Origin of the sequence: Asticcacaulis sp. AC460 (assembly GCF_000495795.1) — a bacterium.
Lineage (GTDB): Bacteria > Pseudomonadota > Alphaproteobacteria > Caulobacterales > Caulobacteraceae > Asticcacaulis.
This window is the reverse complement of the sequence record NZ_AWGD01000030.1, coordinates 1-13,507: the sequence shown is the minus strand read 5'-3', so window position 1 is coordinate 13,507 and position 13,507 is coordinate 1. Positions and strand designations below refer to the sequence as shown.

The window sequence follows — 13,507 nt, the reverse complement described above, 5'->3', positions numbered from 1 at the left end:
AAGGCGCGATTGTTTTCGTCTTTTCCGCGCCGGCGTTTAAGATTGTCCGGTTATGGGGCGGGGAGCCCTGCAGAGGGAAGTTAGGTCAGCGTGCCGTTCAAAGCCTATTTCCAGGAGGTTCTGTCACCGTCCGCCGGTACGGAAGGTGGCCTGCGTCTGGGCGTGATCCTGTGGCATCTCGGCTGGTCGTCGGTCATGCTGCTGGGGCTTTTGCGCCTGCTGTTCATGCCGGCTTCGCCCCTGGTCTCGGGCGCCCTGGTCGCCATGACCGTGCCGGGCGCCTGCGCCATCATGTTGCTCAGCCGCGATTCACCCGCCTGGCGCCAGAGCCTGATCTGGATCTGGGCCGTGTGCGCCACGGTCGCCGTGCTGCTGACCGGCGGCATAGCCGGACCGGCTGCCGCCTGGGCCCTAAGCCCGATCGCCTCTGCCGTGGTGTTGAACCAGCGCCGCCTGATTTCGCTGGCCGCCACCTTGTCGGTGGTCACAGCCCTGATCGCCATCATGGTCGGCCTGTGGCAGGGCGTACGCCTGCCCGATCCGCAGGAAGCCTTCTGGCTATCGCTGATGTCGATCCTGTCGGTGGCCATCGGCCTCGGCGTCGGCCTGCTGCCGGCCCTGCGCGCCCGCGTCGACCGCGCCCACGATGCCGAAGACGCTCGCGCCCGCCTGCTGCGCATGCTGACCGAACAGCCGCACCTGATCCTGTGCCTGGACGGCCATGGCAAGGTGGTCTCGGCCTATGGCGAAGCGCCGCCGGGGCTGGACCTCACCTCGTTGATGAGCCTGGGCCTGTCGGCCTGCGCCCACGTCCCTGACCGGACCGCCGTCAAGGCGGCGCTGGACCAGGCGTCGCTGACCGGCCGTGCCGAGATCGGCTTTACCCCACACGGTGCGCTTGACCACTTTGTCGCCCTGAGCCTGCGCCGCGGCGCGGACAATCGCATTCATGGCGTTCTGAGCGATGCCTCTCTGAACCATGCCCGGGAGTTGAGCCTGGAAGCGGCGCGCGCCGAGGCCGAGACGCTGAACCTGAGCAAGACCAAGTTTCTGGCCAGCATGTCGCACGAACTGCGCACGCCTCTGAACGCGGTGATCGGTTTCTCGGACATCATGCGGCAAAAGCTGTTCGGCGACCTGTCGCCGAAATACACCGAATATGCCCAGCTCATCTGGGAGTCGGGCCAGCACGTGCTGGACATGATCAACGACGTGCTCGACATGTCCAAGATCGAGGCCCAGAAGTACGAACTTTCCCTGGAAACCTTCGACCTGCGTGAGCCGGTGTCCGGCGCGCTGCGCCTGATCCGCGCAGCCGCCCACGACAAGGCGATCGAGATCACCAGCACCATGCCGGTATCGGCCTTGACCGTGACGGCCGACAAGCGCGCGATCAAACAGATATGTCTCAACCTGCTGTCCAACGCCGTGAAGTTCACGCCGAAGGGCGGCGATGTCGCCCTGGTCCTGGGCCATACGGCCAACGAGGTCGAGATCACCATCCGCGATACCGGGATAGGCATCGCGCCGGACGATCTGAGCCGCCTGGGCCAGCCCTACGAACAGGCCGGGCCGGCGGAACAGAAGGCCATGGGTACCGGCCTGGGCCTGTCGCTCGTAAAGGCCATGGCGCATCTGCACGGCGGCCGTATGGTCCTGGCCAGCACGCTCGGCGAAGGCACCAAGGTATCGGTGTTTTTGCCGGTGGGGCAAGGGACCGGGCAGGCGGAAGAGACCTCTGCCGCGGCCCAGGATGCCGGCTTGCAGGCGGCGGCGCGGGCCGCGGTCAATCCGCTGGAGGACTATACCCAGACGCCGGAAAGCCTGACGGGCTTCGGCGATTTCGTGATCCGCCCACCAAAGAGCTAAAGCGTTATGATTTTACCCGTAATCTCCCGCCCCGCTTGCGGGGAGGGGGGACCGCGAAGCGGTGGGAGGGGCTTACTATCAGTGGGATAACCCCTTCCGTCTCATTGCTTCGCAATGATCCACCTTCCCCGTGAACGGGGCAGGAGGAAGCGGTTCAAACTAAAACCATAACGATCTAGATATGCCAGCCCGACGGCAGGTTGACCCAGGTCAGGCCGGTGACGAAATCGCCGACCTCGAAGCGGACATAGCGCGGGCCGTCGTCACATTCGAACACCACGACAATGTCCTCGCGCGGGTCCAGCCGTCCGATCGCCGGAAAGGCCCGCGACGGAAAGTCGAACCGCACGGCCTCGACCGGGCTCTGGTCGCCGACATACTTGCCGGTCAGGCTGAAGCCGGCGGAATTGACCTTCACATGCGGCGCCAGGTGCGCCTGCGTCGTGCTGGAAGCGCGGGCCATGAAGCTGATCGCGCCGGTCTCCGACAGACCCAGGGGCGCCTCACGGCTAACATCGTAAGGCGCGGGATTGATCAGCCCGACCGCGGCCATCGCAGGATCACGGACCAGCAGCCGCGCGCTGTAGGGGCGGGCGCCGTCCTTGAATTTGGCCATGACGGCAAAGCTGTAGCGGTCGACCGCGCCATACAGGCCCAGCGCGGCATCGATGCCAGCGGCGTTCTGATACTGAACCAGGCGCCAGCGCGTCTCGCTGCCATGGGCGCGGGTGCCGCTCCACGCCGTGCGGCCGGTCGGCAGGTCCAGGCTCGACTGGGCCAGGAAACGGCGATAGCCGCCGCGCGCCAGTTCGGCCTCGGTCGTCACTTCGGGCGCGTCGCAGGGCGCTGCGGCCGCGGCGCTGCGGGCCTTGGCCAGCCACGGACTGAGTTCGGCCATGTCATGGCCGGCACGCAGGACGCCGTTGCGCGCCTGGACATAGCCGGCCGACAGCGCACGGGCGGTGGCGGCGTCCAGCAAGCCGCAACGGGCATTGACCTCTTTGAGGAAATAGCGTTTGACGGCGGTGGCGGCGATATCGCCTTCGGCCATGGCGGTCGGCGCCAGCCCAAACGCAGCGGCGGCCATCAGGACGGATAGAAACGGTTTGGCCACGCGTTTGCCTTGGCTGGAGGACTCCATAAGCCATCTATAAGCCATCAGGGTTTATGGCCGGTTGGGAAACAGGGTTAAGCATATGTTGCTGTCGGCGGATCTTTGGGTCGGGGCCTTGCTGCGCCGGGTAGGCCAGGCGGGCAGTTTCGCCCACATCATGCGCAAGGGCGATGCCCGCGCCGGTTCGGTCGTCATCAAGGTGCTGAACCTGCGCACGCGCGACGCCTATGTCCTGCGCGAAGCGACAACCGGCGAGGAAACCGTGTGGATGCGGCCGATCGAGACGGCCAGCGAGCCCGACCTCGACGCCTGGATCACCCGCCAGATCCGCTATGATCCCGACCTGTGGGTTATCGAGATCGAGGACGTCGAAGGCCGTCACTTCCTGACCGAAAAGGTCGATTTGCGGTAAACGCCGCTGTTAACCGTCTTCCTACACCGGATGGCAAACGCTTTGTGACAGAGTGACGCTAACAACCTACCAGTAGCGAGGCGTCCTTTTGTACTTCCTGTTGAACGACATTGTCCTGGAATTCGAGCCCTCGCGCATGATGCATCCGCTTGACGCGGAGCGCTTTTCCGCGCTCAGCGCCGAGTATATCGCGCAACTGGGCCGGGAAATGTTCGCGGAAGACGCCTTTGCCCATCGCAAAAACCCTGAGCGTGCGCGACGGCTGGCCTATCTGATCCATCTGAAGATGCCGCGCATCAATGCGGCGCAATTCTTCGTGACCATCGCCAACGGCAATCCCGCCGGCGTCGAGCCCAGCTTCAAGTCGCTGAACGAGATGGCCATGGGCATGATGTACGAACAGCAATCGCGCGGCCAACTGGATGCCCAGAAGGTCGACAACGCGGTCTGGCACCGCATGGCGGCCTAAAACCCGGCGGCCTCCAGGCAGCGCGCCCGGTCGAAATCGGCCCAGGCGCGCAGGACATCGCGTTTTTCCCGCCACGCCAGCCCGCGCGCCGCATAGGCCGAAGCCAGGTCCGGCCGCAGCGCGATCGCCCGATCCAGATCGGCGATGGCGTGATCCAGCGCGCCCATGGACAGGAAGAGGTTGCCGCGCAGGTGGCGGGCCACCGCATTGTCCGGCTGCAGCGCCAGGGCTTGGTCATAATCGGCCAGCGCTGCCGCCCAGTCATTTTGGACATAATGGATCGAGGCCCGGAACATCAGAGCGGCCACGGCATCGGGCTCAAACACGAGCGCCTGATCGACAGCCGCCAGGGCGCCGTCGCCATCTTCCCGCAGCCATAGAGCGTGGCTCAAGTTCAGCAGGTCTGTGGCGGTCGTATGAACGGCTGTATCGGGCATGGCTGGATCACCAAAAGGTCGGGGTTTTGACGCCGGTCTTTTGTCATGGATGAGGTCAGGATTTTTTGTGGGGCTGGGCTTTCCAGGTCTTCAGCCCGTCTTTGGTGACGGTGCCGTCGCTGTTGGCGTCGATTTCGGCGAAGGACAGTACGCTCACAATAAGGAAGGTGGTCTTCATGATGCGTCCTCCTTGCGGGGTCATGGCCTTGGAAGCGGCCGTTCCCTGACTAACGCGCCGGATATCACGGTTCCATACGCAATCGCTAACCGGGACTGCAACGTCGTGGAGCGGGCTAAGGTGTTGGTATTATTGCACTTATGTAATCTTCTGTCGGCGTTGTGGTGATGGGCGAAAGCGCTGGCTTCGACGGGCCGTGTTCGGCTATGCTGGTGGTCATGGCGCACGATCATCAAGGTTCTCACGGGCATCAGGGCTCTCACGGGCATCACCACGGCCACAACCATGATAACCATGGGCACGGCCACAGCCATGCGCCTAAGGATTTCGGTCCGCGCTTCCTGATCGCCGCGGCGCTCAATGCTGTCTTTATCGTCGCCGAAGTCATCTACGGCCTGGCCTCGCAGTCCCTGGCCCTGCTGGCCGACGCCGGCCACAATTTCAGCGATGTCATCGGCCTGTTGCTGGCCTGGACCGCCTGGTGGCTGGCCAAACGCAAGCCCGGTCCCAACTTCACCTACGGCTACCGCAGCGCCTCGATCATCGCCGCTTTGCTCAATGCCCTGCTGCTGTTCGCTGCCGTCGCCGTCATCGTCTGGGAAGCCGTCCGCCGGCTCCAGGCGCCCGCCGCCGTCGAAGGCGAAACCGTCATCTGGGTGGCGGCGCTGGGGATCGTGATCAACGGCGTCACGGCCTGGCTGTTCGTCGGCGGCCAGAAGGACCTGAACATCAAGGCGGCCTTCGCCCACCTGGCCATGGACGCCTTAGTCTCAGCGGTGGTCGTGGTGTCGGGTGTGGTGCTGCTCTATACCGGCTGGGCCTGGGTTGATCCGGCCCTGTCAATCCTGGTCTCCGGTGTTATCATCTGGGGCACATGGGGGCTGCTGGTCGATTCCACCGGCCTGGCCTTGCAGGGCGTTCCGAAACATATCGACTATGCCAGGGTCAAGGCCTGGCTGGCCGCGCAACCCGGCGTCAGCGAAGTCCACGACCTGCATATCTGGGGCATGAGCACCACCGAGGTCGCCCTGACGGCGCACCTGGTCATCCCCGGCGGACACCCAGGCGACGACTTCCTGCATGAGGTCACCCACCACCTGGAGCACGATTTCGCCATTGGCCACGTCACGATCCAGATCGAGACCGGCGCCCATCCCTGTGGCCTGGCACCTGACGACGTGGTATAATCGGCACGCTGGGGAATTCTTCATTATTCGTGAATTGACGTTGACGTTCGCGTAAGGTTATCTGACATCATGACCCTTGAGCAACTGACCGACAAAATCGCCGATAAACTGGCCCATTATCCGACCCAATGGGCGCGGCATGCCGATATGATCGTGCACATTGTCGGCCTGGCGCTGGCCTTGTTCGGCGGCGGCGTTGCCCTGGGCCTGGCGGTCAGCCACGGCCTTATGGGCGTGGTCGCCGCGGTCACGGTCTATGCCGTCGGCTTCATCGCCATGCTGGCCTTTTCGATGGCCTATAATTTCGCCAAGCCGTCGTGGCAGCCCTTCCTGCGCCGCCTCGACCATGCCGGCATCTTCCTGATGATCGCCGCCAGCTACACCCCCTTCACCACTCAGGCCCTGACCGGTGGCTGGGCGTTGTGGATGAGCGTGGCGGTGTGGACCCTGGCCGCCTTGGGTATCCTGGGCAAACTGTTCCTGCCGGGTCTGGGCAAGGCCTTCTGGGTCGCTTTGTACCTGGTCCTGGGCTGGCTGATCGTCGTGGCCATTGTGCCCATGGCGAAGAATGTTCCCCTGGCTGCCATGATCCTGCTGGCTCTGGGCGGGGTGGCCTATACGGTCGGCACCTTGTTCTATATGCGCAAGTCGTTGCAGTTCCGCCGCGCCATCTGGCACGGCCATGTCCTGACCGGCGCGACCCTGCACTATGTCGCCGTTCTGGTCGGCGTGGTGCTCGTGGGTACGAACTAAACTCCCTTTAACAGGTCGGAAATTTCTGAAGTCGTGCCTCACGAGATGCCGGGGCACTGTTCGTCCGCGCCTGCCACGAAACCCTATCACTAGACAAAAAAAAGCCCGGGACAAGCCCGGGCCAGTTTACAGGGAGGAAACGCCCAAGAAGGGCAACGACGTAAAAACGTCGAACAAGTTGAATATATGCTGCGGTGCACACGAATGCAAGTGCGATAACACGCGTTCTCTTCAACTGTCGTTACAAATATTCCTATTATCGTATAATTATCGTGATCGTCCGGAGGCTTCGGATTTTATTTTTATGCCGGCATCGCCATCTTTTGGCACACAAGGGGTTTGCGACGGCCAGGGCACCTGGCGACAGTGCGAAAAAGCCGGTTGTCTGGCGCATCCGGCCGGTCACGAAATGTAACATTTCCGATCTTGAGGCGTTGTTCGAGTCGAAAGCCGCTCCGGGCTATTGCTGGTGCATGGCGTGGCGCGACAGGGGCAAGGACGCAACTGCAATATATGGCGACCGTCTCTTGCCAAGACGTCCATGACATGTATACACTGTATACATGTCAACTCGCTACCGTATCCTGTCCAGCGCCATCGACCAACTCCAAGTCCACGGTCTCGCCGGTTTAAGCCTGCGCGCCGCCGGTCAGCAGGCCGGTGTTACCCCCATGGCCGTCTACCGCCATTTCAGGGATAAGGACGACCTGCTCCAGGCGGTCGGCGAACACGCCCTGACCGTCTGGCAAAGTCGCATCCTGGCCCTGCCGGTGGAAGAACTGCCCGGCTGGTACGACGCCATGGCCACGGCCTTTGTCGATTTCGCCCTCGACGAACCGGCCCTGTTCGACGCCGCCTTTGTGCTCAAAACCAAGGCCGAACGTATCTATCCGGAGGACTTCATCTCCGGCCGGTCGCCGGTGGTTTCCGCCTTCGCCAAACTGCTGGCCGACGGCCAGACCCAAGGCCATGTCCGCGCCGGTGATCCACTCGAAATGGCCATGGCAACCTGGGGCGTACTGCAGGGCCTGGTCAGTCTGCATCGCTCAGGCCGGTTCAACCTGTCGCGGCCGGAGTTCACCGCGCTGTGCCTGAGGTCGGCGGCGCGCATCTATCGTACGGGAGACGGACTATGAAAGCCTGGGGGTTTGTTGGGGGTTTTCTTGCCGCTCTGCTATCCGGCGCCATCCTGGCGGTCAGCCGCGACACGGGACACCTCGGTTGGCTGGTCCTGATCGGCCCGGTGCCGCTGCTGATCCACGCGGCACGTAGCCAACACCCCTGGCGGCTGTTCGGCCTGGCCTTGCTGACCGGCGTCATGGCCGAAACCGGCCCGATACTCTATTACGGCAAACTCCTGCCGCTGATCTATGCCATCGCCGTCTTCCAGGGCCTGCTATTTGCCTTAAGTGTGCTCTTCTTCCGCGGCCTCTATAACCGCACTCCGGCCGCCGCCGTCATTGGTTTCGCCGCCATGACCGCGGGTAGTGAATATCTCTATTCCCTGGTCTCGCCCAATGGCAGTTTCGGCGCGCTGGGCTATGCCCTGGTCGACGTCCTGCCTTTGCTACAGGCAGCCTCTCTGGGCGGCGTGCCGCTGCTCAGCTTCCTTGCGGCTCTGATCCCCGCCGGCCTGGCCGTAGCTATCCTGGCCCCGAGCGACAAGCTGGCTTGGGCCGCCTGGACGGTCCCAACCCTGGCCGCCATGGCGTTCGGTCTGTGGCAGATGGCCCAACCGCAAGGCCCGACGACCCGCGTTGCCCTGCTAAGCGACGACCGCTATGCCGGTCGCATCTACCGCGAACCCGAACTGAACCCCGAGATCGTTAGCGCCTTTACCGCCCAGATTGGCGCCGTCACCGCGGACAAACCGCAGTTCATCGTCTTGCCTGAAAAAATCCTTCAGTCCGCAGACGCCTTCAAGCTTTCAGGCGTGACGGTTGTCGCTGGTACGGACGAACCGGTGGACGGCGGCCGTTACAATGCCGCGCGGGTCTACGCCCTCAATACCGAACCGCGCCTCTATCTCAAGCAACGCATGATCCCCGGCCTGGAAGCCGAATATACGCGCGGTACAGAACCGCTTGTTTTCGATGGTATCGGGGTCGCCATCTGCAAGGATATGGACTTCGCGCCCGTCTTGCGCCGCTACTCCGGCGCCGGCATTCTCCTTGTCCCGGCTTGGGATTTCGAGAAGGACGCCCGCCTGCATGGCCGCATGGCAGTGGTCCGTGGCGTTGAAAACGGCTTCTCGATCGCCCGTTCTGCCTCTCAGGGCCTGATGACGATCAGCGACGCCCACGGCCGCATCCTGGCCGAGCGGGCCTCCGCCCGTGAACCGCGCCATCTGGTCCACGACGTCCCGGCCGGCAAAGGCGGCACGGTCTATACCCGCATCGGGGACGCCTTTGCCTGGCTGACTCTCATCCTCTGGGCGGGACTTCTCCTTCTCCTGCTGCGCCGAAAGCTTTGACTTTTGCCGGCCATGGCCTTATCGCCACCGCCATGGCCCATACCCCCGAAATCGAAGCCAAGCGTCGCCGGACGTTTGCCATCATCTCCCACCCCGACGCCGGTAAGACCACCCTGACCGAGCACCTGCTGCTGGCCGGGGGATCGATCCGCGCCGCCGGCCAGGTCCGGGCGCGTGGCGAAAACCGCCGCACCCGCTCCGACTGGATGAAGATCGAACGCGAACGCGGCATCTCGGTGTCGTCCTCGGTGATGACCTTCGAACATGCCGACCTGATGTTCAACCTGCTCGACACGCCGGGCCACGAAGACTTCTCCGAAGACACCTACCGCACCCTGACCGCCGCCGACGCCGCCGTCATGGTGCTGGACGCCGCCAAGGGCATCGAACCCCAGACCCTGAAACTGTTCGAGGTCTGCCGCCTGCGCGACATCCCGATCATCACCTTCATCAACAAGATGGACCGAGAGGCCGAAGACCCCCTGGCCCTGCTGGATGAGGTGGCGTCAAAGCTGCAACTGGACCCGTCGCCGCTGTACTGGCCGGCCGGGTCGGGCAACCGCTTCCGCGGCATGGTCGAACTGAAGACCGGCCTGTTCTACCCCTTCACCAAGCGCGAGTCCGGCGCCGACTACGACCAGGGCCACGAAGATCCGGTGCCGCTGGACCAGGCCGTAACGGCCGGACTGCTCGATGACGCCGAACTGGCCGAGGTGACCGAAACCGCCGAACTGGTCGCCGGCGGCTTCCAGGCCTTCGACGTCCAGAGCTTCCTCGAAGGCCACATGACTCCGGTCATCTTCGGCTCGGCGCTGCGTCACTACGGCGTCAATCAACTCCTGGCGGCGCTCGGCGCCTATGCCCCGCCGCCCAAGCACGTCAAGGCCGAGAAGGCCGGCGTCGACACGGCGATCGATCCGGGCGACAAGGAAGTCACCGGCTTCATCTTCAAGGTCCAGGCCAATATGGACCCGAACCACCGCGACCGCATCGCCATGCTAAAACTGACCTCGGGCAAGTTCCAGCGCGGCATGAAGCTGAAGGTCCAGAACACCGGCAAGCAGTTGTCGGTCAATGCGCCGATCATGTTCTTCGCCTCGGACCGTGAACTGGCCGAGGAAGCCTTCGGTGGTGACGTCATCGGCATCCCCAATCATGGCGTGCTGCGGGTGGGCGACAGCCTGTCGGAAACCGGCGTGATCCGCTTCCAGGGCCTGCCCAACTTCGCGCCGGAAATCCTGCAACGCGTTCGCGTCAAGGATCCGCTGAAAGCCAAGCACCTGAAGAAGGCGCTGGAATCCCTGGCCGAGGAGGGCGTGACCCAGCTCTTCCGCCCGGCCATCGGTTCGGACTTCATCGTTGGCGCCGTCGGCCAACTGCAGTTCGAAGTCATGGCCGACCGCCTGGCCAACGAATACGGCCTGGAATGTATCTTCGAGCCATCGCCGTTCTCAGAAGCGCGCTGGCTGGCCGGGACGCCGGACAAGATCGAGGACTTTGCCGGCAAGTACCGCTCGGCCATGGGCACGGACCTGGACGAGGCACCGGTCTTCCTGGGCAAGTCGGCCTGGGAAATCAACTACGTCGCCGAGCGCTTCCCCGACGTCCAGTTCCAGCGCACCAAAGAACGCGGCTGATAAAAATGGCCCGGCGGGTTGGAACGCCGGGCCAAGTCAGCAGAGACGGCTGAGACCAAAGGGATGAAATCAGCCGTAGAGCCCGACCAGGCCGCGGACGATCAGGCCGCCGAGGACCAGCCAGGACACCGAAAACACACTGAAACGCAGCAGGATATTGTTAAACGTCGTCTGGATCAGCGAGTGCACCACCCGCAATCCGACATAGCTCCAGGCTAGCGCCGTATTGAGCGCGTCTTCCTGTTTGAGCAGCACCAGGACGATGACGACCGCATAGAAGACGGTTGGCGCCTCGGCCAGGTGATTGTAGTTGTCGGCGACATTGCGCGCCCAACTCGGCAGCGTCTCCCGCACACCCGGCTTGGCCAGCCGGCGGGCGCTGATCTTCATCTGGATCATGGCCGGGATGCGCGTCGCGTATAACGCCACCCACAGCACCAGATGCAGCGCCGCCAGGGCTAAAACGGCCCCGAGCATCTAGGCCTTGGCGCGGGTGTTGCAGACCTGGATCTCGGCGGCGCTCAAGGCCTTGCCGCGCCAGGTGAATGCGGTTACCGCGCCGGTTTCGGCCACGACGCGCTTGCACGACCGCAGGGCCGGCATGTCGTCGACGAAGTTCGCCTTGCAGTCGGCGCCCGCGCAGGTCCAGGCCGCACCGTCGATGACGTAGTCCGCCTTGGCCGCTTGCCCCGCCAAAGTCAGCGTAGCGCCTTCGGCGGCCGGTTGACGCGCCGCGCTAAAAGACGGAACGATAAGCGCCGCGAAAGCAGCCGAAAGAATGATGATTGAACGAGCCGACATTTAATCCTCCATTTGCCTCTGGATTTTTGTATCGTTTCGCACAATATACATCTGAGTCAAGGGTTTTATGCAGTATGGTACAAAAAGACGCAGGTGCTGTGGCCAAAACACGCGGGCGTCCGCGCGCCTTCAATCCGGTCAAGGCGCTCCACGCCATGCGCGAAGTCTTCTGGCATAAGGGTTACGCGGCGACCTCGCTGGACGACCTGTGCGCGGCGGCGGGGATGAACCGCCCCAGCCTGTACAACGCCTTCAAGGAGAAGGCGGAGGTGTTCAAGGCCGTGCTCGACGACTATGTCGCCGAGGTCAAACCCTTGTACGAAAAGGCCTTCCTGGCGCCGGTACGCTATAAGGAAGCCCTGCTGCTGGTCTACGAGACAGCCTTCAACATCTACCTGGTCCACACCAAGGGCCTGGGCTGTTTCATGATCGGCGCCGCCCTGACCGACTCGACGCGCGACGCAGGCGTCGCCGCCATGATCCTGGAACAGCTCCGCAAGATGGACCGCGGTTTTCTCAAACTGGCCCAGGCCGCCGAACGCCGCGGAGAGCTGCGCGCAGGCGTAACGCCGGAGCAGGCGGCCATCCTGTGCGCCTCGATCCACAATGCCATTTCGGTCCGCATGCGCGCCGGCGAAACGGTCGATGACCTGCGCTGTTACGTTAAACAGGCCATTAATATTATCTGCGCGTAAACTATGGCTGACGGCTTGCAATAGTCCCTTCGAACGAAAGCGGGGCGTATCGTCCTGATACGCTTTTCGTCTTTCACGATGGATCGGGCTATGTTTGAATTCGGCCGTGAATTGAGGCGCATCTTCCGCAACCAGGAGCGGGTCGACACCGACCCCAGCCTGTACGAGCTGCTGAATCTCAAGCTGCTGATCACCCAGGGCCGCAATCTCGATATCGAAGGCGGCCGGGTCTCGACCAAAGACCGCTTCACCCCCTACCTCGAAGCCGCCGAGATCTGGCGCGAATATGCCCGCCGCACCGGTGACCCGGTGGCGCTGCGCCGCGCCGCCACCGCCGCCGAAAGCGCCGGCAAGGAAGCCAAGACCGCCAACCAGGCCGCCCGCGCGGTTCTGGAACAGGCCCAGACCTGTATCCTGGGCGTCGACCTGTTCGAAACCCGCGAACTCCTGACCTCGGCCGAAGACCTCCTGGCTAATGGCCGCGTCGCCGTCCAGGACGATGAAGCCCTGCGCGCCAAGTTCAACCGCGTCGAAGCCCGTCTCGCCGCCCGCCTGGCCATCCGTCAGGGCATCAGCGGCGATCTGGAGCTGGCGCTTTTGGCCATGTCGCATATCGACCGCGCCATCGAACGCGCCGATGCTCAGGTCCGCCAGACCGGCGCTGCCGGCGACAAGATCGCCGCCGCTCAGGCCCGCTTCGAACGCGGCGACCTGCTGATGCTGGTGGGGATGGACCGCTGTGACTCGTCGCTTATGACGGCAGTGATCAAGGATTTCGAAGCGCTTCTGGTGCGCCTGGACCCGGCCTATGAGCCGGTGACCCACGCCCGCGTCACCCTGCGTCTGGCCCTGGCCCATATCTGGAAGGGCGAGATCGAAGGCAAGCCGGATATCATCAGCGAAGGCATCGCCTTGCTGTCGAACGACGACAACGCCATCGACTTCGAACATTCGCCACTCGACTGGGCCGAACACAAACAGGCCCTGGCCATGGGATTGCAGGCCCTGGCCGAGCTGACTTTGAACGAGGAAATCTACGAAAAGGCGATGCAGGTCTACGACCTGGCGCTGAAGCGGCCGCTGCAAAAGGGGCTGATCCTGCGGGCGCAACTGGCCAACAACCGCGCCACCTGCCTGGCCAAACACGCCGAACTGCGCGGCGATATGGCGTCGCTGGAAATGGCCGAAGCGGCCTTCAAGGTGGAGCTGCGCGGCGTGAAGGCCCAGGACGATCCGGTCGGCTGGGCGATTTTGCAGACCAACCTGGCGCGGCTGTATGTGGCGCGCGGCGACATCACCGGCTTTATGCTGGAACGCGCCGAAGCCGCCTATGCCTTGGAAGCGGCGCTGGAGATCTTCGCCGAACACGGCCTGAAATCCCTGGCCGCCACGGCCCAGGAACACCTCGATCGGGTGCGTGAGCAGTCTTAATGTGCCGCTCAACTCGCGCCTTTCGCATGACTTGAGGCAAAGAAGGTCGAA

15 protein-coding genes are annotated in these 13,507 nt (G+C 63.5%); 10 read left to right on the top strand and 5 right to left on the bottom strand.

From position 1 onward, the window contains the following. Positions 1 to 90 precede the first annotated feature (90 nt). A complete protein-coding gene (locus tag ABAC460_RS40030) occupies positions 91 to 1,869 on the top strand; it encodes a sensor histidine kinase (protein WP_023454394.1) in 1,779 nt (592 codons plus the stop codon). Positions 1,870 to 2,044: 175 nt separating this feature from the next. Here ABAC460_RS40030 and ABAC460_RS40025 read toward each other — a convergent pair whose 3' ends face one another. Then, positions 2,045 to 2,983, bottom strand: a complete 939-nt coding sequence (locus ABAC460_RS40025; RefSeq protein ID WP_235075831.1) for a hypothetical protein — start codon at positions 2,981 to 2,983, stop codon at positions 2,045 to 2,047. Between the two features lie 82 nt (positions 2,984 to 3,065). Here ABAC460_RS40025 and ABAC460_RS40020 point away from each other — a divergent pair, with 82 nt between their 5' ends. After that, positions 3,066 to 3,395, top strand: coding sequence for a DUF1491 family protein (locus tag ABAC460_RS40020; protein WP_023454392.1), 330 nt, complete (start codon positions 3,066 to 3,068; stop codon positions 3,393 to 3,395). Positions 3,396 to 3,483: 88 nt separating this feature from the next. Next, a complete protein-coding gene (locus tag ABAC460_RS40015; RefSeq protein WP_023454391.1) occupies positions 3,484 to 3,864 on the top strand; it encodes a hypothetical protein in 381 nt (126 codons plus the stop codon). Here the strand turns inward: ABAC460_RS40015 and ABAC460_RS40010 are convergent. Together ABAC460_RS40010 and ABAC460_RS51050 are read right to left on the bottom strand one after the other, a co-directional pair. Then, a complete protein-coding gene (locus ABAC460_RS40010; RefSeq protein WP_023454390.1) occupies positions 3,861 to 4,301 on the bottom strand; it encodes a tetratricopeptide repeat protein in 441 nt (146 codons plus the stop codon). The genes ABAC460_RS40015 and ABAC460_RS40010 overlap by 4 nt on opposite strands. A 55-nt stretch (positions 4,302 to 4,356) precedes the next feature. Then, positions 4,357 to 4,479 (bottom strand): hypothetical protein, encoded by a 123-nt coding sequence (locus ABAC460_RS51050; protein ID WP_023454389.1) that lies wholly within the window; start codon positions 4,477 to 4,479, stop codon positions 4,357 to 4,359. Positions 4,480 to 4,697: 218 nt separating this feature from the next. Between ABAC460_RS51050 and ABAC460_RS40005 the strand changes: the two genes are divergently transcribed. From ABAC460_RS40005 to ABAC460_RS39985, 5 genes are all read left to right on the top strand, one after another. Beyond that, complete coding sequence (locus tag ABAC460_RS40005) at positions 4,698 to 5,666, top strand: cation diffusion facilitator family transporter (protein ID WP_031237065.1); 969 nt, start codon at positions 4,698 to 4,700, stop codon at positions 5,664 to 5,666. A gap of 69 nt (positions 5,667 to 5,735) precedes the next feature. Beyond that, positions 5,736 to 6,419, top strand: coding sequence for a PAQR family membrane homeostasis protein TrhA (gene trhA / locus ABAC460_RS40000; RefSeq protein WP_023454387.1), 684 nt, complete (start codon positions 5,736 to 5,738; stop codon positions 6,417 to 6,419). 563 nt (positions 6,420 to 6,982) lie between these two features. Then, positions 6,983 to 7,555: a TetR/AcrR family transcriptional regulator gene (locus tag ABAC460_RS39995; protein WP_023454386.1), complete on the top strand. Its 573-nt coding sequence runs from the start codon at positions 6,983 to 6,985 to the stop codon at positions 7,553 to 7,555. Continuing rightward, positions 7,552 to 8,892 carry a hypothetical protein gene (locus ABAC460_RS39990; RefSeq protein WP_023454385.1) on the top strand — a complete coding sequence of 447 codons (1,341 nt, stop codon included), beginning with the start codon at positions 7,552 to 7,554 and terminating at the stop codon, positions 8,890 to 8,892. Before ABAC460_RS39995 ends, ABAC460_RS39990 begins: the two co-directional genes overlap by 4 nt. 32 nt (positions 8,893 to 8,924) lie before the next feature. Next, positions 8,925 to 10,529, top strand: a complete 1,605-nt coding sequence (locus tag ABAC460_RS39985; protein ID WP_031237062.1) for a peptide chain release factor 3 — start codon at positions 8,925 to 8,927, stop codon at positions 10,527 to 10,529. 69 nt (positions 10,530 to 10,598) lie between these two features. Here the strand turns inward: ABAC460_RS39985 and ABAC460_RS39980 are convergent, their stop codons facing one another. Continuing rightward, positions 10,599 to 11,006 carry an MAPEG family protein gene (locus ABAC460_RS39980; RefSeq protein ID WP_023454383.1) on the bottom strand — a complete coding sequence of 136 codons (408 nt, stop codon included), beginning with the start codon at positions 11,004 to 11,006 and terminating at the stop codon, positions 10,599 to 10,601. Then, positions 11,007 to 11,330: a CC_3452 family protein gene (locus ABAC460_RS39975; protein WP_023454382.1), complete on the bottom strand. Its 324-nt coding sequence runs from the start codon at positions 11,328 to 11,330 to the stop codon at positions 11,007 to 11,009. A gap of 98 nt (positions 11,331 to 11,428) precedes the next feature. On the opposite strand from ABAC460_RS39975, the gene ABAC460_RS39970 reads away from it, so the two are divergent. After that, the gene (locus ABAC460_RS39970) at positions 11,429 to 12,025 is read left to right on the top strand and encodes a TetR/AcrR family transcriptional regulator (protein ID WP_023454381.1); all 597 of its coding nucleotides are present in this window, start codon (positions 11,429 to 11,431) and stop codon (positions 12,023 to 12,025) included. 90 nt (positions 12,026 to 12,115) lie between these two features. Then, positions 12,116 to 13,456 carry a hypothetical protein gene (locus ABAC460_RS39965; RefSeq protein WP_023454380.1) on the top strand — a complete coding sequence of 447 codons (1,341 nt, stop codon included), beginning with the start codon at positions 12,116 to 12,118 and terminating at the stop codon, positions 13,454 to 13,456. Positions 13,457 to 13,507 lie beyond the last annotated feature (51 nt).

What these genes read in the sequence shown, in the direction of transcription:
- ABAC460_RS39975 (WP_023454382.1), bottom strand. Translation starts at nt 11,330, where the DNA reads ATGTCGGCTCGTTCAATCATCATTCTTTCGGCTGCTTTCGCGGCGCTT.
- ABAC460_RS40005 (WP_031237065.1), top strand. Translation starts at nt 4,698, where the DNA reads ATGGCGCACGATCATCAAGGTTCTCACGGGCATCAGGGCTCTCACGGG.
- ABAC460_RS39980 (WP_023454383.1), bottom strand. Translation starts at nt 11,006, where the DNA reads ATGCTCGGGGCCGTTTTAGCCCTGGCGGCGCTGCATCTGGTGCTGTGG.
- ABAC460_RS39995 (WP_023454386.1), top strand. Translation starts at nt 6,983, where the DNA reads ATGTCAACTCGCTACCGTATCCTGTCCAGCGCCATCGACCAACTCCAA.
- ABAC460_RS39965 (WP_023454380.1), top strand. Translation starts at nt 12,116, where the DNA reads ATGTTTGAATTCGGCCGTGAATTGAGGCGCATCTTCCGCAACCAGGAG.
- ABAC460_RS40010 (WP_023454390.1), bottom strand. Translation starts at nt 4,301, where the DNA reads ATGCCCGATACAGCCGTTCATACGACCGCCACAGACCTGCTGAACTTG.
- ABAC460_RS40020 (WP_023454392.1), top strand. Translation starts at nt 3,066, where the DNA reads ATGTTGCTGTCGGCGGATCTTTGGGTCGGGGCCTTGCTGCGCCGGGTA.
- trhA (WP_023454387.1), top strand. Translation starts at nt 5,736, where the DNA reads ATGACCCTTGAGCAACTGACCGACAAAATCGCCGATAAACTGGCCCAT.
- ABAC460_RS39985 (WP_031237062.1), top strand. Translation starts at nt 8,925, where the DNA reads ATGGCCCATACCCCCGAAATCGAAGCCAAGCGTCGCCGGACGTTTGCC.
- ABAC460_RS51050 (WP_023454389.1), bottom strand. Translation starts at nt 4,479, where the DNA reads ATGAAGACCACCTTCCTTATTGTGAGCGTACTGTCCTTCGCCGAAATC.
- ABAC460_RS39990 (WP_023454385.1), top strand. Translation starts at nt 7,552, where the DNA reads ATGAAAGCCTGGGGGTTTGTTGGGGGTTTTCTTGCCGCTCTGCTATCC.